21 protein-coding genes and 1 pseudogene are annotated in these 20,418 nt (G+C 71.2%); 17 read left to right on the forward strand and 5 right to left on the reverse strand.

What is annotated here, in order from left to right; genetic code table 11:
• Nucleotides 1-13 precede the first annotated feature (13 nt).
• The 5 genes from ACIRSS_RS41280 (at nt 14) to ACIRSS_RS41300 (ending at nt 3,652) form a co-directional block, all read left to right on the forward strand.
• Nucleotides 14-1,378: a M16 family metallopeptidase gene (locus ACIRSS_RS41280; protein WP_400905116.1), complete on the forward strand. Its 1,365-nt coding sequence runs from the start codon at nt 14-16 to the stop codon at nt 1,376-1,378.
• On the forward strand, nt 1,375-2,115 hold the full coding sequence (dapB, locus tag ACIRSS_RS41285) for a 4-hydroxy-tetrahydrodipicolinate reductase (RefSeq protein ID WP_400905119.1): 741 nt from the start codon (nt 1,375-1,377) through the stop codon (nt 2,113-2,115). Before ACIRSS_RS41280 ends, dapB begins: the two co-directional genes overlap by 4 nt.
• Nucleotides 2,112-2,558: a tetratricopeptide repeat protein gene (locus ACIRSS_RS41290; RefSeq protein ID WP_400905122.1), complete on the forward strand. Its 447-nt coding sequence runs from the start codon at nt 2,112-2,114 to the stop codon at nt 2,556-2,558. Before dapB ends, ACIRSS_RS41290 begins: the two co-directional genes overlap by 4 nt.
• Before the next feature lie 72 nt (nt 2,559-2,630).
• Nucleotides 2,631-3,464, forward strand: coding sequence for a helix-turn-helix domain-containing protein (locus ACIRSS_RS41295; RefSeq protein ID WP_400905124.1), 834 nt, complete (start codon nt 2,631-2,633; stop codon nt 3,462-3,464).
• A 59-nt stretch (nt 3,465-3,523) separates the two neighbouring features.
• A complete protein-coding gene (locus tag ACIRSS_RS41300; RefSeq protein WP_400905907.1) occupies nt 3,524-3,652 on the forward strand; it encodes a DUF397 domain-containing protein in 129 nt (42 codons plus the stop codon).
• Here ACIRSS_RS41300 and ACIRSS_RS41305 read toward each other — a convergent pair.
• Complete coding sequence (locus ACIRSS_RS41305; RefSeq protein ID WP_400905126.1) at nt 3,617-4,135, reverse strand: hypothetical protein; 519 nt, start codon at nt 4,133-4,135, stop codon at nt 3,617-3,619. The genes ACIRSS_RS41300 and ACIRSS_RS41305 overlap by 36 nt on opposite strands.
• A 296-nt stretch (nt 4,136-4,431) precedes the next feature.
• On the opposite strand from ACIRSS_RS41305, the pseudogene ACIRSS_RS41310 reads away from it, so the two are divergent.
• Nucleotides 4,432-4,683 (forward strand): annotated as a pseudogene (locus ACIRSS_RS41310) (GtrA family protein); the annotation flags it as partial.
• 72 nt (nt 4,684-4,755) lie between these two features.
• On the opposite strand, the gene ACIRSS_RS41315 reads toward ACIRSS_RS41310, so the two are convergent.
• Nucleotides 4,756-5,313 (reverse strand): GNAT family N-acetyltransferase, encoded by a 558-nt coding sequence (locus ACIRSS_RS41315; protein ID WP_400905129.1) that lies wholly within the window; start codon nt 5,311-5,313, stop codon nt 4,756-4,758.
• 59 nt (nt 5,314-5,372) lie between these two features.
• Here ACIRSS_RS41315 and ACIRSS_RS41320 point away from each other — a divergent pair, with 59 nt between their 5' ends.
• The 3 genes from ACIRSS_RS41320 to ACIRSS_RS41330 all read left to right on the forward strand — a co-directional run bounded on the left by ACIRSS_RS41320 (nt 5,373) and on the right by ACIRSS_RS41330 (nt 7,915).
• Nucleotides 5,373-6,587 carry a winged helix-turn-helix domain-containing protein gene (locus tag ACIRSS_RS41320; protein WP_400905131.1) on the forward strand — a complete coding sequence of 405 codons (1,215 nt, stop codon included), beginning with the start codon at nt 5,373-5,375 and terminating at the stop codon, nt 6,585-6,587.
• A gap of 36 nt (nt 6,588-6,623) precedes the next feature.
• Nucleotides 6,624-7,328: a hypothetical protein gene (locus ACIRSS_RS41325; protein WP_400905133.1), complete on the forward strand. Its 705-nt coding sequence runs from the start codon at nt 6,624-6,626 to the stop codon at nt 7,326-7,328.
• A 110-nt stretch (nt 7,329-7,438) separates the two neighbouring features.
• A complete protein-coding gene (locus ACIRSS_RS41330; RefSeq protein WP_400905135.1) occupies nt 7,439-7,915 on the forward strand; it encodes a hypothetical protein in 477 nt (158 codons plus the stop codon).
• Between the two features lie 213 nt (nt 7,916-8,128).
• Here the strand turns inward: ACIRSS_RS41330 and ACIRSS_RS41335 are convergent, their stop codons facing one another.
• Both ACIRSS_RS41335 and ACIRSS_RS41340 read right to left on the reverse strand, forming a co-directional pair.
• Complete coding sequence (locus ACIRSS_RS41335) at nt 8,129-9,055, reverse strand: DUF4097 family beta strand repeat-containing protein (protein ID WP_400905136.1); 927 nt, start codon at nt 9,053-9,055, stop codon at nt 8,129-8,131.
• 12 nt (nt 9,056-9,067) lie between these two features.
• Nucleotides 9,068-9,583 carry a toxin-antitoxin system HicB family antitoxin gene (locus tag ACIRSS_RS41340; RefSeq protein ID WP_364462058.1) on the reverse strand — a complete coding sequence of 172 codons (516 nt, stop codon included), beginning with the start codon at nt 9,581-9,583 and terminating at the stop codon, nt 9,068-9,070.
• Between the two features lie 74 nt (nt 9,584-9,657).
• Between ACIRSS_RS41340 and thyX the strand changes: the two genes are divergently transcribed.
• From thyX to ACIRSS_RS41380, 8 genes are all read left to right on the forward strand, one after another.
• Nucleotides 9,658-10,410: an FAD-dependent thymidylate synthase gene (gene thyX, locus ACIRSS_RS41345; RefSeq protein WP_400905138.1), complete on the forward strand. Its 753-nt coding sequence runs from the start codon at nt 9,658-9,660 to the stop codon at nt 10,408-10,410.
• Entirely contained in the window at nt 10,410-10,805 is a 396-nt protein-coding gene (locus ACIRSS_RS41350; RefSeq protein ID WP_400905141.1) for an ACT domain-containing protein, read from the forward strand. Before thyX ends, ACIRSS_RS41350 begins: the two co-directional genes overlap by 1 nt.
• A 128-nt stretch (nt 10,806-10,933) precedes the next feature.
• Nucleotides 10,934-12,175: an Nramp family divalent metal transporter gene (locus ACIRSS_RS41355; RefSeq protein WP_400905144.1), complete on the forward strand. Its 1,242-nt coding sequence runs from the start codon at nt 10,934-10,936 to the stop codon at nt 12,173-12,175.
• A 4-nt stretch (nt 12,176-12,179) separates the two neighbouring features.
• Nucleotides 12,180-12,593, forward strand: coding sequence for a hypothetical protein (locus ACIRSS_RS41360; protein WP_400905147.1), 414 nt, complete (start codon nt 12,180-12,182; stop codon nt 12,591-12,593).
• Between the two features lie 77 nt (nt 12,594-12,670).
• Nucleotides 12,671-14,167 (forward strand): serine/threonine-protein kinase, encoded by a 1,497-nt coding sequence (locus ACIRSS_RS41365; protein WP_400905149.1) that lies wholly within the window; start codon nt 12,671-12,673, stop codon nt 14,165-14,167.
• A gap of 101 nt (nt 14,168-14,268) precedes the next feature.
• On the forward strand, nt 14,269-15,282 hold the full coding sequence (dapA, locus tag ACIRSS_RS41370; protein ID WP_400905152.1) for a 4-hydroxy-tetrahydrodipicolinate synthase: 1,014 nt from the start codon (nt 14,269-14,271) through the stop codon (nt 15,280-15,282).
• A complete protein-coding gene (locus ACIRSS_RS41375; protein ID WP_400905155.1) occupies nt 15,279-16,976 on the forward strand; it encodes a ribonuclease J in 1,698 nt (565 codons plus the stop codon). The genes dapA and ACIRSS_RS41375 overlap by 4 nt, the downstream gene beginning before the upstream one ends.
• A 339-nt stretch (nt 16,977-17,315) precedes the next feature.
• Nucleotides 17,316-18,959: a VWA domain-containing protein gene (locus ACIRSS_RS41380; protein ID WP_400905157.1), complete on the forward strand. Its 1,644-nt coding sequence runs from the start codon at nt 17,316-17,318 to the stop codon at nt 18,957-18,959.
• Here ACIRSS_RS41380 and ACIRSS_RS41385 read toward each other — a convergent pair.
• Nucleotides 18,956-20,317: a deoxyguanosinetriphosphate triphosphohydrolase family protein gene (locus ACIRSS_RS41385; protein ID WP_400905159.1), complete on the reverse strand. Its 1,362-nt coding sequence runs from the start codon at nt 20,315-20,317 to the stop codon at nt 18,956-18,958. The two genes, ACIRSS_RS41380 and ACIRSS_RS41385, sit on opposite strands and share 4 nt — an antisense overlap.
• Between the last annotated feature and the right edge of the window lie 101 nt (nt 20,318-20,418).

The raw sequence follows: 20,418 nt of genomic DNA on the forward strand, positions 1-20,418 counted from the left end.
GAGTAAGGAACCCATGGCACGGCAGGTTTCCGGGCACGAGCAGCCCGTCGGCACCACCCGTACGCTCGAGTCCACTCCGGACGGTGCGGTCGTCAAGCGCAGCGTCCTCCCCGGCGGCCTGCGCGTGATCACCGAGCACGTCCCGGCGTCCCGCTCGGCCACGGTCGGGCTGTGGGTCGGCATCGGCTCCCGCGACGAGCCGGCCGCCGTCGCCGGCGCCGCGCACTACCTCGAGCACCTGCTGTTCAAGGGCACGAAGCACCGCGACGCCAAGCAGATCGCGGAAGAGGTCGACGCCGTCGGCGGCGAGTTCAACGCCTTCACGGCGAAGGAGCACACCTGCTACTACGCGCAGGTGCTCGACGCCGACCTCCCGCTCGCGGTCGACCTGGTCACCGACGTCGTGTTCGAGGCGCTCTGCACCGACCGCGACATGGACATGGAACGCAGCGTCGTCCTCGAAGAGATCTCGATGCGCGACGACGACCCCGAGGACCTCCTGCACGAGACGTTCGTGTCCGCGATCCTCGGTGACCACCCGCTCGGCCGCCCGGTGCTGGGCACCGAGAAGTCGATCATCGAGATGTCGCCGGCCGCGTTGCGGAACTTCTACAAGCGCCGCTACACGCTGCCGCGGATGGTCCTGTCCGTCGCCGGCAACATCGACCACAACCAGGTGCTCCGGCTGGTCCGCAAAGCCCTGAAGGACCGCCTGAACGGGGCCGCGACGCCGATCGCGCCGCGCGAAGGCCGCGCCCGGATCAAGACCCTGCCGAAGCTCGCCCTGCACACCGACGACACCGAGCAGGCCCACGTCATGCTGGGCCTGCGGTCGCTGTCGCGCCACGACGACCGGCGCTTCGCGCTGTCGGTCCTCAACGCGGCGCTCGGCGGCGGCATGTCGTCGCGGCTGTTCCAGGAGATCCGCGAGCAGCGCGGGCTGGCCTACCAGGTGTACTCGTCGGTCGCGAGCTACGCCGACACCGGCCACATGGCCGTGTACGCGGGCTGCCAGCCGGAGAAGCTCGGCGACGTCGCCGGCGTCATCCGCGAGGTGCTCGACAAGGTCGGCGTCGACGGCCTGACCGACGCCGAGGTGGCCCGCGCCAAGGGCCAGCTGCGCGGCGGGATCGTGCTGGGCCTGGAGGACACGTCGTCGCGGATGTCGCGGATCGGCAAGAACGAGCTCAACTACGGCCGGTACCTGGGCGTCGACGACACGATCGCCCGCATCGACGCCGTCACCACCGAAGACGTGTGTGCGCTCGCTCGCACTTTGTTCGCGCGGCCGGGCGGGGTCTCGGCCGCGGCGGTCGTCGGGCCGTACGCTCACGCCGACGACCTTCCTGACGACCTGCACGAGGTGATCGCTTCATGACCATCAACGTCGGTGTGCTCGGTGCGCGCGGCCGGATGGGCGCGACGGTGGTGAATGCCGTCGAAGGCGCTTCGGACATGAAGCTCGTGGCCGCGCTGGACGCGGGGGACGACTTCGCGGCGCTGGCCGGTGCGCAGGTCGTCGTCGACTTCACCCACCCCGACGCGGTGATGGGCAACCTGGAGTACCTGATCGCGCACGGCATCCACGCCGTGGTCGGCACGACGGGCTTCAGCGAGGACAGGCTTAAGGCGCTGCGCGGGCTGCTGGAGCCGTCCCCCGACCTGGGCGTCTTGATCGCGCCGAACTTCGCCCTTGGCGCGGTTCTGGCGATGCGGTTCGCGGCCCAGGCGGCGAAGTTCTACGCGTCGGCGGAGATCATCGAGCTGCACCACAACCGCAAGGCCGACGCGCCCTCCGGCACCGCCGCGCACACCGCCCGGATGATCGCCGCGGCGCGCGCGGAGGCGGGCGTGACGCCGGGTCCGGACGCGACGACGTCTGAACTGGACGGCGCCCGCGGAGCGACGGTCGAGGAGGTCCGCGTGCACTCGGTCCGCCTGCCGGGCCTGGTCGCGCACGAGGAGATCCTGTTCGGCGGCGAGGGGGAGACCCTGACTATCCGCCACGACTCCCTCGACCGGACGTCGTTCATGCCGGGCGTGCTGCTCGGCGTGCGCGAAGTGGTGAAGCGCCCCGGCCTGACGGTCGGCCTGGAGAACGTCCTCGACCTGTGAAGGCTCGCAACGTCGCGCTGCTGCTGACGGCGGCGCTGGTCGTCTACCTGTTCCTGCTCGCGGACCGGGCGTTCGCCCTGTTCAAGACGGGCACGGGCGTCGGCATCGCGCTGGGCGTGGGCGTGTTCCTGCTGCCTCTGCTCGGCGTGTGGATCATCGTGATGACCTGGCGCAACGGGGTGCAGATCCAGCGTCTCTCACGTCGGCTGGACGCCGAGGGCGCGCTCCCGGACGTCTCGGACCTCCCGCGCCGGCCTTCGGGCCGCGTGGACCGCGACGCGGCCGACGCGTGGTTCGCGGAGCGCCGCGCGGAGGTCGAGGCGGACCAGGAGAACTGGCGGACCTGGTACAAGCTGGCGTACGCGTACGACATCGCGGGCGACCGCCGGCGCGCTCGCGAGACGATGAAGAAGGCCGTCGAGCTGGAGGCCGCCGACCGCTGAATTCGCGGTGTGGCATTTCGCTGACAGTTGTCGTTCATTCGGGAAAAGGGCGGCATTCGTACTATCGCCCGCATGAAACCGACTTCATCGTCACCGGGGTTGCGGGCGTTGTCCGCGTCGCTGCGCGAAGTGCGCGAAGCGCGGAAGTTCGGCTTGCGCGAGCTGGCGCGGGCGCTGGAGATCGACCCGCGGTTGTTGTCCCAGTGGGAGCTGGGGATGCGGGTGCCGCCGGTGGAGGAAGTGGCCCGCATCCTCGGCTACTTGCGCGTCGACCGGGCGACGACGCAGCGGATCCTCTACGTGGCAACGCATGCCAAGGAACCCAACTGGCTGGACTCCAACCCGGTGGATCTGCCCGCGGCCCTCACGGCGGTGATCCAGTGCGAGCGCACGGCGAGCCTGATCACCAACTGGTCCCCGCTGATCATTCCGGGCTTGCTGCAGACCCCCGACTACGCCCGCGCGCTGCTCACCGCATCCGGTATCAGAGTGGATGAAGCCGATGCGCGGCTGGTAGCGCGCTTGGACCGGCAGCGAATTCTCTCCGCACGCAGGCCGGTTCGTTTCAACGCCATCATTTCCGAGCTGGCGATCCGCGAAGTGGTCGGGGATGAGAACCTCATGTCCGACCAGATCGATCACTTACTCGTCTTGGCCGCTGCACCGCACATTTCGGTGCGCATCGTGCCTGCCGACGTGGGGTATCACCCGGGCAAGATCGGCATGTTCGCCCTCTACGAGTTCCCTGCTGATCCCGCGATCGTGTACATGGAGCACTACCACGCCAGCGCCTTCGTCAACGAGTTGGACGCTATCGCCAGCTATCGGAAGCTGGTAAAGCTCTTGCTGGACAAGGCATTGACCGAAGAAGCCTCCCAAGCTCTGCTTCGGGAGGCAGCGCGTTAGGGGGCAGCGTGTACACGTGGCGCACGTCGAGTTACACCGCAACGGAAGAGTGCGTCGAGGTGCTCCTCGCCGAAACCGTGGGGGTGCGGGACACGAAAGCCCGTCACCTTGGCCAGCTCACGGTCTCCCGCGCCGCGTGGTCCGCCCTGATCTCAGTGGTGCAGCCACCCCGCGAAAACCGCAGGTGAAGCGGCGATCAAACTGAAGCGGATCCACCGTCCGGCCAGCCCGGTCGTCAGGAAGGTCGCGAGCCGCATGCGGACCATCCCGGCCAGCACGCTCGTCGCCATGAACGGCGGCAGGCCCACCAGGGAGCTGACCCCGTAGGTGCCCGCCATCCAGTGCGGGTGCCGGTGGCAGCGCTCGCGCAGCGCCTCGATCCAGCCGCGCATGCGCTTGGTGCGCAGCTGCCAGCGGACGCGTCGCTCGGTCATCGGCCGCTCGCGGTGCAGGCGGTCGTGCAGCGGCTTGGGCAGCTTGATCGTCCCGCGGGCGGCCAGGAAGTACAGCGTCTTCCCGGCGATCTGCCCGACGGCCACCGCCGCCCCGAGCCACAGCCAGTGCAGCCCCGGCTGGCTCGCGCACAGCCCGATCAGGAACACCTCGGCGTTGATCAGCGGCACGATGGCCGAACCGAACGCGACGCCCAGCGTCAGCAGGATCCAGCTCATCGTGTCACCTCCGCGCGTTCGCTCGTGTGTTCCAAGTTATCAGTTCGAAATCTCCGCGCACTGGGGTTAACCCCCCTCTTCGGCGGGTGGTCCGCACCAGAAGATCACCTGCGTGACGTCTTCCGGCCACCTGCCGCTGGAACCCTGACCGGGTGGCCGCCGAGCAATCCCGAACGCCCGCCGACCGATTCGGCGCCCTGTGCCAGGCGATCGTGCGCGTCCTCCCGCTGGGTCTGTCGCGGATCGTGGCGCCGACGTTTCTGGGCTTCTGCGTCATCAACGGTCTGACGTTCGGTGTGGACCTGGGGTTGCTGACGATCTTCCACGGCGTCGCCGGCTGGCCGGTGTGGCTTTCGATCACGCTGGCGTACGTCTGCGCGTTCGGGCTGAGCTTCGTGCTGAACCGGACGTTCAACTTCCATTCCCACGCGGCCGTCGGAATGCAGCTCGTGCTTTACATCGGTGCGATTGCTGTCAATTACGCGGCGTTTTTGCTGGGTGTGGGCGCGGGCTTGACGGCGCTGGGCGTCGAATACCACGTGTCACGGCTGCTCGCGGGCGCGTGCGAGGGCGTGTTCATGTACGCCGTGATGCGGTGGGTGATCTTCCGGGACGCCGGCTCAGGTGAGGGCGAGGTCGAGGGTGCCGGTGAGCCGGACCTCGCGGACCATGCGGTCGCCGGTGTCGAGGGTGCGGACCGTGCCGTCGGGGTTCCAGCCGGCGCGGCGGTAGAAGCCGAGGGAGGCGTGGTCGCCCTGGGCGACCCAGGCGATGCCGCGGGTGGCGCCGTCGGCCCGGAGGCCCGCGGCGGCCGTCGCGAGTAGCCGTCCGGCGTGGCCGCGCCGGCCCCACCGCGGCTCGACGAGCAGGGTGGCGACCAGGCCGGTGGTCTCCGCGTCCTCGGGCAGGCTGCCGTCGGCGGCGGCGACCTCGCCGTCGGGCGCGCGGCCGGCGACGCAGAAGCCGACGGTGAACTCGCCCTCGGTGGCGACGTAGACCTGGCTGCCGGGGTACTCGATGGTTTCGGCCCAGGTGCCGGCGAGGTCGGCGGCGTCCAGCTCGGCCAGGGCGCTCTTGCCGAGCAGGTCCTCGTAGGCGGCGTGCCAGGTGTCGCGCTGGATGCGGGCGATCTCCGCGGCGTCGGACAGGTCGGCGGGGCGGACGGCGGCGTCGCTCATGCGCTGAAGATATCGGGGCGCGCGTTTTTGTCGGTGGTGGGTGGCACCATGACGGCACCATGCAAACGATCAGCGTCTCGATGGCCCGGAAGACCTTCCTGGCCGCACAGGGCTTCGCCGACCCCCGTCCGTCCGGCCCGGTGTCCCGGCGGCACCTGAAACGGGTGCTGTCGCGGGTCCAGCTGCTGCAGCTGGACTCGGTGAACGTCGCGGTCCGGGCGCACTACATGCCGGTGTTCTCCCGCCTGGGCGCGTACGAGCCCGCGGTACTGGACAGCGCGGCGTGGTCCCACTCGGCGCGTCAGCCGCGGCTGCTGGTGGAGACCTGGGCGCACGAGGCGAGCCTGCTCCCGATCGAGGACTGGCCGCTGATCCGCTCGGGCGCGAAGCGCGACGGCTGGTGGAAGCACTACGGGCCGCTGATCGAGAAGTCCCCGGGCCTGGTCGACGAGATCCTGTCGGTCGTGAAGGAGCTGGGCCCGATCGGCGCGGGCGGCATCGAGCGCGAAGTGGAGGCGGACGCGCAGCGCCGCGGCCCGGGCTCGTGGTGGGAGCGCTCGGAGGTCAAGCGCGTCTGCGAGTACCTGTTCGGCATCGGCCAGCTGACGACGGGCACGCGCCGGTCGTTCGAGCGGCTCTACGACCTGACCGAGCGGGTGGTCCCGGCCGAGATCCTGTCCCGCACGGTGTCGGCGGAGGACGGCGCGCGGGGCTTGATCGAGCGTTCGGCCCGCGCGCTGGGCGTCGCCACCGAGACGGACCTGCGCGACTACTACCGCCTGGGCCCCGCCCCGGCCCGGCAGGCGATGGCGGAGCTGGTGGAGTCGGGAATCCTGGAGCCGGTCTCGGTCCGCGGCTGGAAAGCGGCGGCCTACCGCCACGTCGAGGCCCGCATGCCCCGCGCGATCACGGGCCGGGCGCTGCTGTGCCCGTTCGACCCGCTGATCTGGGAGCGAGCCCGCACGGAGCGGCTGTTCGGGTTCCACTACCGCATCGAGATCTACGTCCCGGAGCCGAAGAGGGTGTACGGGTACTACGTGTTCCCGTTCCTCCTGGACGGCTCGCTGGTGGCCCGGGTGGACCTGAAGTCCGACCGGGCGGCGGGAGTGCTGCGGGTCCAGGGAGCGTTCGCGGAGGAAGGTGTCGACGTGGCCCGGGTGCTCCCGGAGCTGGCGGCGGAGCTGAAGCACATGGCGGAGTGGCTGGGCTTGTCCGGCGTAGCAGTCGGTTCCCGCGGCGACTTGGCTCCGGCGTTGAAGAAGCTGCTGCGCTGAAGCCGGATGCGCCCGACGCGCCCTAGGCTGTCGTGAGTGGAGCCACTGACGGCGATCTCGGTGATCGCGGCGAAGTACGGGGTGTCGCAGCTGGTCGGTGCCCTCTCCGGGAACGACGACCTCGGGAGCCTGGCCTCGGAACTGCTGGGTGCGGTGACGGCCAGCGAAGACCGGTTGAGCGGGCAGCTGGCCCGGCTCGGCGGTCAGCTCGACGAGATGCTGGACCAGCGCTACACGACCGCGTTGTCCGCCGGGCAGCGCACCCTGCGCGATGTCGCGGCGGCGCCGGACCCACCGGCACGGCAGGCGGAATGGACGCGGGCACGCGACCTCTTTCGAGACGCCGCCGCCGCGGCGCGATCGCCGCTGCAGGAAGCGGTGGCCGAGCGGTACGTCGCCTTGTGCTTCGTCGCTCTCGGGTGGCCGGAGGCGGCACGCACGGCGATGGGCGAAGTGAGCCGGGCCGCGTTCGAAGCTTTGATGGGCGCGTTGCCGCTCGTCGGTCCCGAGGCGTACGAACGCGCTCGGGAGCAGTCCGGGCTCCCGGGCCGAGGGCGCCGCTCGGTGCGGCGCGAGCGAGAGCTCGACGAAAAGGGCCGCGAGATCATCGCGGCGGCGGCCGACGTGGTGCGCTTGACCCTCAGCCTGCTCGATAACACGCGGTGCTCGCCGACCCACCTCGTCCCGGATCGCGCGTCGAACTGTCCTGGCCGGATGGCTACGGCACCGAGCAGCGGCTGACCCGTTCCGCGCAGGTCCGGGTCACCCCCGGGGGTTCCGGCCGGTTCAAGCTGTCACCCGAAGACCCGTACTCGCGCGGAGGGACCCTGGAACAGTTCGGCCCCCTGTCGGTGCGCTGGACGTTCGAGGGCCGCTCCGCCGGCTCGCGCACGGCGATGCCGATGGCGACGGACTCCGACGAGGTGCGCGCGCTCGTGAAGCGCGTAGCCCCTGCGCTCGCGGGCGAGCTGAGCGGCGACCAGCTGCGGCACCTGTGGCTGGAGCTGTCGTCGACGGCGGAATCGGACGACGACTTCGCGGTGACGGTGCGGACCGAACCGGATTTGCGGATGCCGCTGCACTTCTTCCTGGCCAGTCGCGTGGACGTGTCCTACCTGCCGACCGTCTACTGGGGCTGGCCCACCGACCACGTCCTCGAGCCGGGGGAGCCGGAAATCGGTCTCCGCACGGGCGGTTACGAGGACAAGTACGGAGGGCTGTCGGGCGCGCTCTTCGTGAACTCCGTCCTGGCTTTCCACAGCAACGACCGGAAACCCGCCACGGAGCCACGTTGGGAAGAGATCCGCTCGGAGAACCAGGGCCGGTGAGCCGGCGCGGAACCGATCCAGGCGACGCCGACGGGCCGGCCCCCGGCGCCCGGGAGTCCACCGGATGCCTTCGCCGCGGAACGCGAAGAAACGGGCCGTTCCCGGAGATCCCCGCCAGGAACGGCCCGCCACCCCCTTGACCGGACGGCCGCGGGAAGCCCCGCCCGGTCGTGCGGTTCGCTCCCGGCCCCCGCCGGGAACGCCCCGCTTCCCTCAGCCGGCCGCGCGCGTCACGACCGCGTTGCCGGAGCCCGTGCGGGCCCGCACCTTCAGCTGCACCCCGCCCTCGGGAGCGCTGTCCGCCACGTCCAGCTCGCTGGACACCCGGCCACCGCTCGACGTCAGCTCGACCTCGGCAGCGGTCCCGCCGCGGATGCCCACCCGGACCTCGCCCGATCCCGTGATCAGGTCCAGCGACCCCGAAGCCGCGTCGGCCACCGAAAGGTCGCCGCTGCCCGTGCGGGCCATGATCTCGCCCGACACCGCGCCCAGCCACACGTCGCCCGTGCCCGTCGCCAGCGTCGCCGACCCCGCGATCGACGACGCCTCGACGTGGCCGCTGCCGCTGCGCAGCTGCAACCCGCCCAGCGTCGGGCCGAGCTTGATCGCGCCGCTGCCGGTGCGGACCGTCGCCGAGCCGTCGGCGCGGTCGAGCTTGACCTCGCCGGAGCCCGTCAGCAGGTCGACGCGCCCGGCCGAACCGGTCACCGTCACGTCCGCCGCGCCCGCCCGGACGTCCACGTGGGACCCCGCCGGAGCGCGGACGACCACCGACAGCGCGACGTTCCGCAGCTGCCACGCCTTCGGCGCCTGGACGACCAGGCGGTTGCCCAGCTTCTCGATCCGGCTCTGCCGCACCGCCTCGGCCGGGTTGGTCCCCGACGGGTCGACGCCCAGCTGGTCGCCGAACCGCTCGCCGACCCAGGACAGCAGGCTGTTGACCCCCGCCACCCACGGCTGCTGCTCGCCCTGGTCGTGCCGCAGCTCGACGCGGGCGCCGGAGTCGCCCTCCAGGACGACCTCCACGCGGCCGATCGTCACGCCGACGTCCAGGTCCAGCGGGCCCTCGGTCTCGAACTCGTCGATCCGCACCAGCTCGTCGTTCGGCTCCGCGGCCGGCGTCGTCTCTTCGTCACTCATCTTCGATCCCCTCTAGCCTTCGACCCAGCCGTGCAGGTGCGACCCGGGCCGGTCGCCCTTGCCGTGGTGCTTGGGGCCCGCGCCGAGCGAGCCGTGCCCCAGCGCCCCCTGCACCGCCTGGGAGACGAACGTGTTCAGCGAGACGCCCTGCGCCGCCGCCGCGCGCTCGGCCTGGCCCTTGATCTGCTCGACCAGGCGCAGGGTGATGCGCGAGATGTCCCCGCCGTCGATCGGCGGTGGCGGCGGTGTGGTGTCACGTGGTGTCGCGCGTGACGTCGGCTCCTCGGCGGAGCCGGTGACGACCACGCGGACGTCCCGGCCGTCCAGTCGCACGTCGACCACCTGGCCGGGCAATGCGGCCGTGACCTCGGCAGCGAGGTCGGCGAGGGCGTTCATGAGCGTCAGGCGGACGGCGGGTTCGAGCGCGGAGGACAGCAGCGCGGCCGCCCGCCGGGTGTGCTCGTCCCCGGCGGCAGCCGTGTTCGCGAGGTCCTCGCGAAGGTTGGCGATGTACGGCGTCAGGTCCATGACACCACTATGACGTCACTCGTGGTGTCAGTCAAGCGAGCGGTTAGGCTCACGGGAGAGCCGGTGGAAGGAGTGTGGACGTGGCCGTGTCACCACGGGTGCAGCTGATCGCGAAGACGGAGTTCTTGCCGCCGGAAGACGTGCCCTGGTCGACCGACGCCGAAGGCGGCGAGGCGCTCGCCGAGTTCGCCGGCCGCGCCTGCTACCAGGCGTGGGACAAGCCGAACCCGGCCACCGCCACCAACGCCGGCTACCTCGAGCACGTCATCGACGTCGGGCACCTCGCGGTGCTCGAGCACGGTTCGGTGACCTTCTACATCACCGGGATCTCGCGCTCGCTGACCCACGAGCTGATCCGGCACCGCCACTTCTCCTACTCGCAGCTTTCGCGCCGGTACGCGCCGGAGCCCGACGCCGCCTTCGTCGAGCCGGAGGTCATCGCGAACGACCCGGTGCTGCACGAGAAGTTCCTCGCCGCGACCCGGGCGAGCGCCGACGCCTACAGCGAGCTCCTCGCCGGCCTCGAGGAGAAGTTCGCCGACGTCCCCAGCGCGACCCTGCGCCGCAAGCAGGCCCGCCAGGCCGCCCGCGCGGTGCTGCCGAACGCGACCGAAACCCGCATCGTCGTCACCGGGAACTACCGGGCCTGGCGCCACTTCGTCGCGATGCGCGCCACCGAGCACGCCGACGTCGAGATCCGGCAGCTGGCCGTGGAGTGCTTGCGCCACCTGCAAAAGGCCGCGGCGAACGTGTTCGCCGACTTCACCATCTCGACGTTGCCGGACGGCACGGAGATCGCGACGAGCCCGAAGGTGTTCGAAGGCTGATGAAACGACTGGCGATCGACGTCCGGCCCGGCGAGTACGCCGTCGTCCGGCTGCCCGCGGACGCCCCGGTGCCGGCCGGGCTCCTCGCGCCCGGCGAACCCGCGTTCGTCTCGGTGACGCGGACGCCCGAGGAGCTGTCCATCATCTGCCCGGCCGGGCGGGAACCGGCCGGCGGCACGGCGGAGGACGGCTGGCGGCTGCTCTCGGTCCGCGGCCCGCTGGAGTTCACGCTCACCGGCATCATCGCCGCGCTGGCCTCGGAGCTCGCCGCGGCCGGGGTCGCGCTGTTCTCGATGTCCACGTTCGACACCGACCACATCCTGGTCCGCGGCACCGACCTCGACCACGCCGTCAAGGCGCTGCGCGAGTCCGGCCACGAAGTCGCGCACCCTTGACGCTTTTCCGCGGGCGATCCGCGGGTACCCCCGGCACGAGGGTGGGCGCCGTCACCCTTGAAATCGAAAGTTCGGCGTGCCTAAACTTCGATTTGGGATCCCCGACACCCGGTTGAGAGGCAGGCGCCATGGCGGTCACCGAGGCTGTCCGGCCGAGACTCGCCTCGCGCCTGCGCGCCGGGTCGGCCCTGCTCGGCCCGGCGTTCGTCGCCGCGATCGCCTACGTCGACCCGGGGAACGTCGCCTCCAACATCAGCGCCGGCGCCCGCTACGGCTACCTGCTGGTCTGGGTGATCGTCGCGGCGAACCTGATGGCCGTGCTCGTGCAGTACCTGTCCGCGAAGCTCGGGCTGGTCAGCGGGATGTCGCTGCCGGAGGCCCTGCGCGCCCGGCTGTCCCGGCCCGCGCGGCTGGCCTACTGGCTGCAGGCGGAGGTCGTCGCCATCGCCACCGACCTCGCCGAGGTCGTCGGCGGCGCGATCGCGCTCTACCTCCTGTTCGACCTGCCCCTGGTCGCCGGCGGCCTGATCACCGGCGCGGTCTCGCTGACGCTGCTCGCGGTCCAGGACCGCGGCGGCCAGCGGACGTTCGAACGGGTCGTCACCGGCCTGCTGGCGGTGATCGCGATCGGCTTCCTGGCCAGCCTGTTCGTCGAGCCGCCGTCCGCGGCGGGCACGCTCGGCGGCCTGGTGCCGAAGTTCGACGGCGCGGGCAGCATCCTCATCGCCGCGGCGATGCTGGGCGCGACCGTCATGCCGCACGCCGTCTACCTGCACTCCGGCCTGGTCCGCGACCGCCACGGCCGCCCGGAGGGGGCGCAGAAGCGCCGGCTCCTGCGCGCCACCCGCGCCGACGTCGGCTTGGCGATGCTGCTCGCGGGCGCGGTCAACCTCGGCATGCTGCTGCTCGCCGCGACGAACTTGCAGGGCCGGGCCGGCGTCGACAGCATCGAAGGCGCGCACGGCGCGGTCTCGCTGGCGCTCGGCCCTGGCATCGCGCTGATGTTCGCCATCGGCCTGCTGGCCTCGGGGCTCGCGTCGACGTCGGTGGGCGCGTACGCGGGCGCGATGATCATGCAAGGCTTGCTGCACAAGCGGATCCCGCTGGTCACGCGCCGGCTCGTCACGCTCGCCCCGGCGATCGTGGTCCTCGCCCTCGGCACCGACCCGAGCGCGGCCCTGGTCGTCTCGCAGGTGGTGCTGTCGTTCGGGATCCCGTTCGCGCTGGTGCCGCTGATCCGGCTGACCGCGGACCGGCGGCTGATGGGCGCGGACGTCAACCGCCGGCTCACGACGGTCGCGGCATCGGTGGTCGCGGGCGTTATCATCACGTTGAACCTGGTCCTGATCTACCTGACCTTCGCTGGCTGAGCCGATGATCCGGAGCTACGGTTTGAACGTCGAATGCGGAGAACGCGAGAACCACGCCCGGGATCTCGCGCAACACTTCGACGGGTTGCCTTCGCGCATCTTCTCCGACGGCGCCGGCTGGTGGTGCGGGGTGGCGCCCGAAGCGGTGGCCGCCGATCCGGTCGCCAGGACCGCGGCCGGGCGGCAGCTCTACTGGCTGCTGCGGACCGCCCCGCCGGTCTACCGCTACGCCCTCGCCGGCGTCGAGACCGGCGAGTTCCGCACGTACGCCGAACTGATGGCCGAGAAGGACCTGACCATCTTCCCGGGGCTCGTCGTCAGCGAAGACATCTGGGCCGCCACCGGCGGACGCGCCGACTTCAGCGACTTCGCGCCGGGCTACCGCTGGATCCCGTACCGCGGCGAAACGCGCCGCTGAGTCACGATTCGGCGGAACCCCGAACGCTCCGCAGCGGTCCGACTAGCATCTGCGCGACCGCCGCCAAAAGGAGCACCGTGACCGACGAACAGACCCGGCCGTATCCACCCCAGGCGCCCGTCACGCCTGGTCAGCGGGTGGTCGCGGGCCGCTACGCGCTCCTCGGCGAACTCGGCCGCGGCGGCATGGGCGTCGTGTGGCGGGCGCAGGACCAGGTCATCGGCCGCCAGGTCGCCGTCAAGGAGCTGCGGCTGCCCGACGCCGAGTCGGCTGCCGTCTTTTCCGAGCGCGCGCTGCGCGAGGTGCGCACCGGCGGTCGGCTCAACGACCCCGCCGTCGTCACGGTCTACGACGTCGTCACCGACGGCGGGACCACGTTCATCGTCATGGAGCTCGTCGAAGCGCCGTCGCTGGCCGACCTCGTGCGGCAGCGCGGCCCGATGCCCGCCGCGCAGGCCGCGTTGATGGGGGAGCGGGTGCTGGCCGCGCTGCAGGCCGCGCACGCCGCCGGGATCGTGCACCGCGACGTCAAGCCGGCGAACATCCTGGTCGCGCCGGACGGCCGCGTGAAGCTCACCGACTTCGGCATCGCCCACGCCGTCGACGACCCGCGCCTGACCACCAGCGGCATGATCGTCGGCTCGCCCGCGTTCATGGCGCCCGAGCGCGTCGAAGGCCGCGAAGCGCTGCCCGCGTCCGACCTGTGGTCCCTGGGCGCGACGCTGTTCTTCGCCGTCGAAGGCACGATCCCGTTCGAGCGCTCGACCACGGCCGCGACGCTGCACGCGATCATGACCGAGATCCCGTACCTGACCCGCGGCCATGGCCCGCTCGCCGCGGCCATCCTCGGCCTGCTCGTCGCCAACCCCGACGCGCGGCTCACCGCGGCGCAGGCCCAGAACCTGCTGACCACGGCGCAGGGCATGCGCCCGACCCCGCCGGGCGGCACCGCCATGCTGGGCCAACCCCCGACGCAGGTCGCGGCCCAGCCGCCGAAGAAGAACCGTCGTGCGCTGTGGCTGTCGGCCGCCGCGGTGCTGGTCGTCGCCGCCCTGGTCGGCGGCTTCTTCGCCGGCAAGGCGTACGAGACGCCCGCCGCCGACAAGCAGAAGCAGCCGACCATGACCTTCGGCGTCAACGGCCAGCTGCGCGTGGACGTCACCGACTACTACCGCTGTTACAACGGGCCCGTCCAGGACGGCGCGGTCATCAGCAAGGAGGACAACCACACCGAGTGCGGCAACAGCCACACGCTCGAGGTCTACGAGATCGGCGGCCTGCTGTCGGTCGAGAACTGGAACGCCGACGACGCCAAGATCGCGCTCTACCCCGGGCTGCCGGCGGTGACGGCGAGCGCCGAAGCGGCGTGCGCGACCGCGTTCCGGTCGTCGATCGTCCCCGACGCCAAGCGGCCCGACCTGACCTTCCGCGCGATCGTCCCCACCCAGGCCGAGTGGGAGCGCACGCCGACCGGCGAGAGCGGCGACGACGGGCCCACCCGCGACTTCTACTGCCTGCTGACCCGGGCCGACGGCGGCCCCATCACCGCGCCGATCGTGACCAAGGTCAAGTAGAAGTTCCGCGACGAGCGGCCGGGTCCCGGAAATCCTCCGCACTTCGCCGGGCGTGACCAGGTCGGCGCGGTTTTGTCGGTGCGACGGGGTACCGTCTCAGCATGTCCAACCCACCTACCGCAGCGCCGGGAAGACCCTTCGGGCGCGTGCTCACCGCGATGGTCACCCCCTTCGACACCGAAGGCGCGCTGGACCTGAAGCGGGCGCAGGAGCTGGCCGAGCACCTCGTGGAGCTGGGGAACGACGGCCTCGTGGTCAACGGCACCACCGGTGAGAGCCCGACCACGACCGACGCGGAGAAGCAGGAGCTGATCCGCGCCGTGGTCGAGGCCGTCGGCGACCGCGCGACCGTCGTGGCCGGCGCGGGCACCAACAACACGGCGCACAGCATCGAGCAGGCGAAGCAGGCCGAAGCGGCCGGCGCGCACGGCCTGCTGGTCGTCACCCCGTACTACTCGCGGCCGAGCCAGGCCGGCCTGCACGCGCACTTCACGACGGTCGCGGACAGCACCGGCCTGCCGGTGATGCTCTACGACATCCCGCCGCGCTCGGTCGTCCCGATCGAGGTCGACACGCTGCTGCGGCTGGCCGAGCACCCGCGGATCGTCGCGGTCAAGGACGCCAAGGGCGACCTGATCGCCGGCTCCGAGGTCATCGCCAACACCCACCTCGCCTACTACTCGGGTGACGACGGCCTGAACCTGCCGTGGATCTCCGTCGGCGGCACCGGCGTGGTGAGTGTGATCGGTCACGTCGTCGCGGGCCGGATCCGCGCCATGATCGACGCCTACGAGAACGGCGACACCTCCACCGCGCGCACCAACCACCGCGGCATGCTGCCGGTGCTGCGCGCGATGTCGCGGGTCGGCGGGGTCGCGTTCAGCAAGACGGCGCTGCGGCTGCGCGGCTTCGACGTCGGCGACCCGCGGCTCCCGATCGTCGCCCCGACCGCCGAGCAGGCCACCCTGATCGCCGCCGATCTCGGCCAGGGCGGCGTGCCGCTGGGCGACACGGCGGCCCAGGACTGGCATGGTGAGCGGGTGGCACAAGCAGACTCGAGGGCCGCCTACGTGGCGCCGACCTCGCACACCAGCGTTGGGACCCTGCCTCGGTGAGCTCACTTCCCCCCGGTCCAGGCCCCACCAACGCCCCGCCCGCACTCCCCGAGGGAGCCCTGCGCGTCGTCGCGCTGGGCGGCATCGGCGAGGTCGGGCGCAACATGACCGTCTTCGAATTCGGCGGCCGGCTGCTCATCGTCGACTGCGGGGTGCTCTTCCCCGAGGACGACCAGCCCGGCGTCGACCTGATCCTGCCCGACTTCCGCGCGATCGAGGACCGCCTCGACGACATCGACGGACTGGTGCTCACCCACGGGCACGAGGACCACATCGGTGCCGTCCCGTTCCTCCTGCGCCTGCGGCCGGACCTGCCGATCTACGGCTCGAAGTTCACGAACGCCCTGCTCGCGGCGAAGGCCAAGGAGCACCGGCAGCGGCCGAACCTCATCCAGGTCCGCGAGGGCGAGCGCCGCGACGTCGGCGCGTTCAACCTCGAGTTCTTCGCGGTGAACCACTCGATCCCGGACGCGCTGGCCGTGGCCATCCGCACCCCGGCGGGCGTGGTCCTGCACACCGGCGACATCAAGCTCGACCAGCTCCCGCTGGACGGGCGCCTGACCGACCTGGCCGGGTTCTCCCGGCTCGGTGACGAGGGCGTCGACCTGTTCTGCGTCGACTCGACCAACGCCGAGGTCCCCGGGTTCGTCATGCCCGAGCGGGACATCGGCCCGGTCCTCGACGACGTCATCCGCCGCGTGGACCAGCGCGTGATCGTGGCCTGCTTCGCCAGCCACGTCCACCGCGTCCAGCAGGTCCTCGACGCCGCGCAGCGGCACGGCCGCCGGATCGCGTTCGTCGGCCGGTCGATGGTCCGGAACATGGGGATCGCGGCCGAGCTGGGCCTGCTCAACGTGCCGGACGGGCTGCTGGTCGACCTCGACCAGGCGAGCACCCTGCCGGAGAGCAAGGTCCTGTTCGTCTCGACGGGTTCGCAGGGCGAGCCGCTCTCGGCGCTGTCGCGGATGGCGCGCGGCGAGCACCGGCAGATCTCGATCCGCGCGGGCGACACCGTCGTGCTGGCCAGCTCGATGATCCCGGGCAACGAGACCGCGGTGTTCGGCGTGGTCAACGGCCTGACCCGGCTCGGCGCGAACGTCGTCCACCAGGGCAACGCCAAGGTGCACGTGTCCGGCCACGCGTCGGCGGGGGAGCTGCTCTACCTGTACAACGCGGTGCGCCCGAGCAACGTGATGCCGGTCCACGGCGAGTGGAAGCACCTGCGCGCGAACGGCGAGCTGGCGATCCGCACCGGCGTCGCGGCCGAGAACGTGGTCATCGCCGAAGACGGCGTGGTCGTCGACCTGGTCGACGGCAAGGCGTCCCGCACCGGCCGCGTCGAGGTCGGGCACGTCTACGTCGACGGCCTGTCGGTCGGCGACGTCGGCGAGTCGACCCTGTCCGACCGGCTGGTGCTCGGCGAGGGCGGGTTCATCTCGATCAGCGTCGCGGTGGACTCCAGCACGGGCCGCGCGGTCAGCAGCCCGACGGTGTCCGGCCGCGGTTTCTCCGACGACCCGAAGGCGCTCGACGCCGTCGTGCCGCTGGTGGAGATGGAGCTGGCGCGCACGGAGTCCGAGGGCATCACCGACACGCACCGGATCGCCCAGGCGGTCCGCCGGGTGGTCGGCCGCTGGGTGGCCGACACCTACCGCCGCCGCCCGATGATCGTCCCGACGGTCATCCCGGTCTGACGCCGGTGAAGGGGCACCTTCACGGCTCTTGAGGCCGTGAAGGTGCCCCTCATGGCTTTTCAGCGTGTCACCGTGGCCAGGCCCAAGGCGAAGGCGACGGTGGCGATCTGACGCAGGAGTGCCCTGCGCGCCTGCCGTTGTTCGGTTCGTGTCGGCTTCATGCGTACCCCCAAGCGGTAGACATCCAGTGTTCCGCGTGCGCGGGCCCCGGACATCCCGCTCCGGGACGGCATCGCCTCCCTCCCCGGTATGAGGCGTTGTTAGGCCGTCCGGACCACGAACCGGTGCTTTGCCCGGCGCTAACCTTGGTCCCAGCCCGCCTCGGGAAGAGAGGCCGCGATGGGACGTCACTCCGACGGAAAGCGACGCCGGCTGCTGGTGCCCGCCGTCGCCACCGGGCTCGTGGTCGTCCTCGGCGTCGCGGCCTGGGTGACCGTTTCGTCGGTGCGGTCCCGGCCCACGTGCCTGCAGCCACCGAAGGTCCTGGTCACCGCGTCCGCCGACGTCGCTCCGGCGCTTTCGCTCGTCGCCCGTGGTCTCGACCTTTCGTGCGGCTCCGTCGAGGTCCAGACCAGGGAGCCGGCGTCGGCCGCCGAGCGGCTCGCCCTGTCCGACGGCAGCCCGCGGCCGCAGGTGTGGGTGCCGGACTCGACCCTCGCGCTGCGGCGCGCCCGCCAGCTCGGCGCCGGCGACGTCCCCGAGAGCGGGGCGTCGGTGGCGAGCTCCCCGGTGGTGCTGGCCGTGGCGGAGGACGTCGTCAAGGGCGTCGGCTGGCCGCAGCGCGACCCGGCCTGGGCCGACGTGCTGGGCGCGCCGGGCACCGTCCCGGGGATGTCCGACCCGGCCCGCGACGCGGTCGGCGCGCTGGCGCTGCTCGGGCTGAAGGAGAGCGTCCGGGCGGCGGCCGAGCCCGCGGGCGCGTACGTCGCATTGCTGCGGCGGTTCTCGGCCAACACGCTCGGCGCGGAGACGGACCTGATCGCGCGGCTGCCGGGATCGGGCGGCAGCGGCGGCACGGCGTCGGTGACGGCGTTCCCCGCGTCGGAGAACTCGGTGCTGCGCCACAACATCGAGGACCGGACGTCGCCGCTCGTCGCCGTCTACGCGACGGCGGTGCCCACTTTGGACTACCCGTTCGCCGAGCTGGGCGGGATCACGCCGCAGCAGCGTCCGATCGTCGACGCGCTGCGCGAGGCGGTGCTCGGCGACCCGGGCGCGGACGCGATCGCGAAGACGGGCCTGCGCGCGGCGGGCGGCCAGGCCCTGCGCGACCACGCCGACGACCGGCGCGTGGCGTCCCCGGGCATCCGCGCGGCGGGCATCCCGGCGCCGGGAGCCGTCGACGAGCTGCTCAACCAGTGGGCCGGGATCAACCTGAGCGCGCGGGTGCAGGTGCTCGTCGACGTGTCGGGGTCGATGAACGCCCAGGTGCCGGGGACGGGGCTGAACCGCATGCAGGTGTCGATGCAGGCGACGGAGAAGGCGATGCACCTGTTCAAGCCGACGACCCAGCTGCGGATGCTGGCGTTTTCGACGCGCCTGGACGGCGACAAGGACTACCGCGAGCTGCTCCCGATGGCCTCGGTGGCCCAGCACCTGTCGAGCGGAGCGCTGGACCGGCTGGCCCAGGTGAAGGCGACCCCGGACGGCGGAACGGGGCTGTACGACAGCGTGCTGGACACGTACCGGACGGCCAGGCGCGAGTGGGAGCCGGGCCGGTTGAACCTGGTGATCGTCCTGACGGACGGCCGCAACGAGGACCCGCACGGCATTTCCCGCGCGGACTTGCTGACGGAGCTGGCCAAGCTGCAGGACCCCCGCCGCCCGATCCCGCTGATCGCGGTCGGCATCGGCCCCGACGCGGACAAACCGGAACTCGACCAGCTGACCGCGGCGACGGGCGGTCAGGCGTTCATCGCCCCGGACCCGGCGAAGATCACGGACGTGTTTTTCGGAGCGCTGAGCCGGATCGCCGGCGGTTAGCTGAACCAGGCCCCGAACATCGAACCGTGGGAGCGGCCGCCCAACCGCTCGTCCAGGTCGATGGCCTGGGCTTCGGTGAGCACGCACATGTAGTCGACGACGGCCTTTGCCTCCCTCGCCTCCGAGGACCGCGGGTATCCCGACATGAAGTCCGCGTCGTGGCCCAAGCCCCGGTAAATCGAGCGAAGCTGGATCGGCAACCGGGGGCTCTTCGGTGACCCCGCCAGGCAATCGCGGAGCCGGTCGTAGAGGCATTGGACGATGTGCTTCTGGCCCTTCTGCATCACGGCCAACGACGGCCTGTCGATGACGTAGAACCAGGTGAGCTCCTTCAGCGCCTCGACCAGGTACTGGCAGCGCGGATCCACGCTCACGTACGGAGGCTCGGCCTTCAAGGAAACCGCGCCGACGCACTCGGTGAGGTTCGCTGTGGTGATCGCGTTCATCGCGGAGCGGTTTTGCCGCGTGTCCCAGCACGACGACGTGATGCCCCCGGAGAACCGGGCGATGATCTTCTTCAATTCCTTGTCGAAGTCGTCCGGGTCGAAATCGGCCATCCCGCTGAGCCGCCGGTGGGCGTGCTTGGCGATCCGGGCGCGGTCCCGGCTCAGGTCGTGCAGGGGGATCAGCCCGGCTCGGAAGTAGTCCTCGATGTCGTGGGTCGCGTAAGTGATGTCGTCGGCCCAGTCCATGAGGACGGCGTTGGCCGACCTGAGCCCGGCCGGTGCGCCCTTCCTCGCCCACCGGAAGTCTTTCAGTTCGCTCGTGTACGTTCCCCACTTCCTCCCGAACCCGCGGTCTGTCCACGGCGGGGTGGCGAAAGGATCGTCGGCGGACTTCGGTCTCGGGCGGGGGTACTTGAGCATCGCGTCGAGGGTTGCCCGGGTGAGGTCCAAGCCCGGGTGTTCGGTTCTCCGCCGGGCGAGTTTCGTGACGATCCGGAACGACTGGGCATTTCCTTCGAAGCCTTCCACTCCGTCCACGCGGCGCAGGCACGCGTCCAGGACCGGTTCGGCGATGTGCCCGAACGGCGGATGCCCGATGTCGTGGACGAGTCCGGCCGTCTCCACGACATCGGCTTTGATCCCCGCGATCTTCCGGAGCTCCCGGCCTTCCGCGGATTCGCCGTGTTTCAGCTGCTGGACCAGCCGGCGGCCGAGCTGGGCCACCTTGAGGCTGTGCGTGAGGCGGTTGTGCAGGACTCGCTGCTCGTTGACCGCGGCTACCTGGGCCACGCCGGACAGCCGGCGGAACGCCGACGAGTACAGCACCCGGTCGCGGTCTCGCTGGTAGGGAGAACGGAACGGGTCGTTTTCGATGTGGACGTGTCTTCGCGCTCGTCTTGACGGTTTCGTCATGGCCGGCCCCTCGTCGATTTGCAGTTGCCGTCTACGAACGTCCTGGCCGGCGACCTGTTACTGGATGGAGCCGGGTTGAACCCCGAAGTTGCTGTCTCGTG

The organism is Amycolatopsis sp. NPDC101161, assembly GCF_044768185.1.
Lineage (GTDB): Bacteria > Actinomycetota > Actinomycetes > Mycobacteriales > Pseudonocardiaceae > Amycolatopsis.

Coding starts and splice junctions, on each gene's coding strand:
- ACIRSS_RS41280 (WP_400905116.1), top strand. CDS start 14: ATGGCACGGCAGGTTTCCGGGCACGAGCAGCCCGTCGGCACCACCCGT.
- dapB (WP_400905119.1), top strand. CDS start 1,375: ATGACCATCAACGTCGGTGTGCTCGGTGCGCGCGGCCGGATGGGCGCG.
- ACIRSS_RS41295 (WP_400905124.1), top strand. CDS start 2,631: ATGAAACCGACTTCATCGTCACCGGGGTTGCGGGCGTTGTCCGCGTCG.
- ACIRSS_RS41305 (WP_400905126.1), bottom strand. CDS start 4,135: ATGAGCTGGATCCTGCTGACGCTGGGCGTCGCGTTCGGTTCGGCCATC.
- ACIRSS_RS41315 (WP_400905129.1), bottom strand. CDS start 5,313: ATGAGCGACGCCGCCGTCCGCCCCGCCGACCTGTCCGACGCCGCGGAG.
- ACIRSS_RS41320 (WP_400905131.1), top strand. CDS start 5,373: ATGCAAACGATCAGCGTCTCGATGGCCCGGAAGACCTTCCTGGCCGCA.
- ACIRSS_RS41335 (WP_400905136.1), bottom strand. CDS start 9,055: ATGAGTGACGAAGAGACGACGCCGGCCGCGGAGCCGAACGACGAGCTG.
- ACIRSS_RS41340 (WP_364462058.1), bottom strand. CDS start 9,583: ATGGACCTGACGCCGTACATCGCCAACCTTCGCGAGGACCTCGCGAAC.
- ACIRSS_RS41350 (WP_400905141.1), top strand. CDS start 10,410: ATGAAACGACTGGCGATCGACGTCCGGCCCGGCGAGTACGCCGTCGTC.
- ACIRSS_RS41355 (WP_400905144.1), top strand. CDS start 10,934: ATGGCGGTCACCGAGGCTGTCCGGCCGAGACTCGCCTCGCGCCTGCGC.
- ACIRSS_RS41360 (WP_400905147.1), top strand. CDS start 12,180: ATGATCCGGAGCTACGGTTTGAACGTCGAATGCGGAGAACGCGAGAAC.
- dapA (WP_400905152.1), top strand. CDS start 14,269: ATGTCCAACCCACCTACCGCAGCGCCGGGAAGACCCTTCGGGCGCGTG.
- ACIRSS_RS41380 (WP_400905157.1), top strand. CDS start 17,316: ATGGGACGTCACTCCGACGGAAAGCGACGCCGGCTGCTGGTGCCCGCC.
- ACIRSS_RS41385 (WP_400905159.1), bottom strand. CDS start 20,317: ATGACGAAACCGTCAAGACGAGCGCGAAGACACGTCCACATCGAAAAC.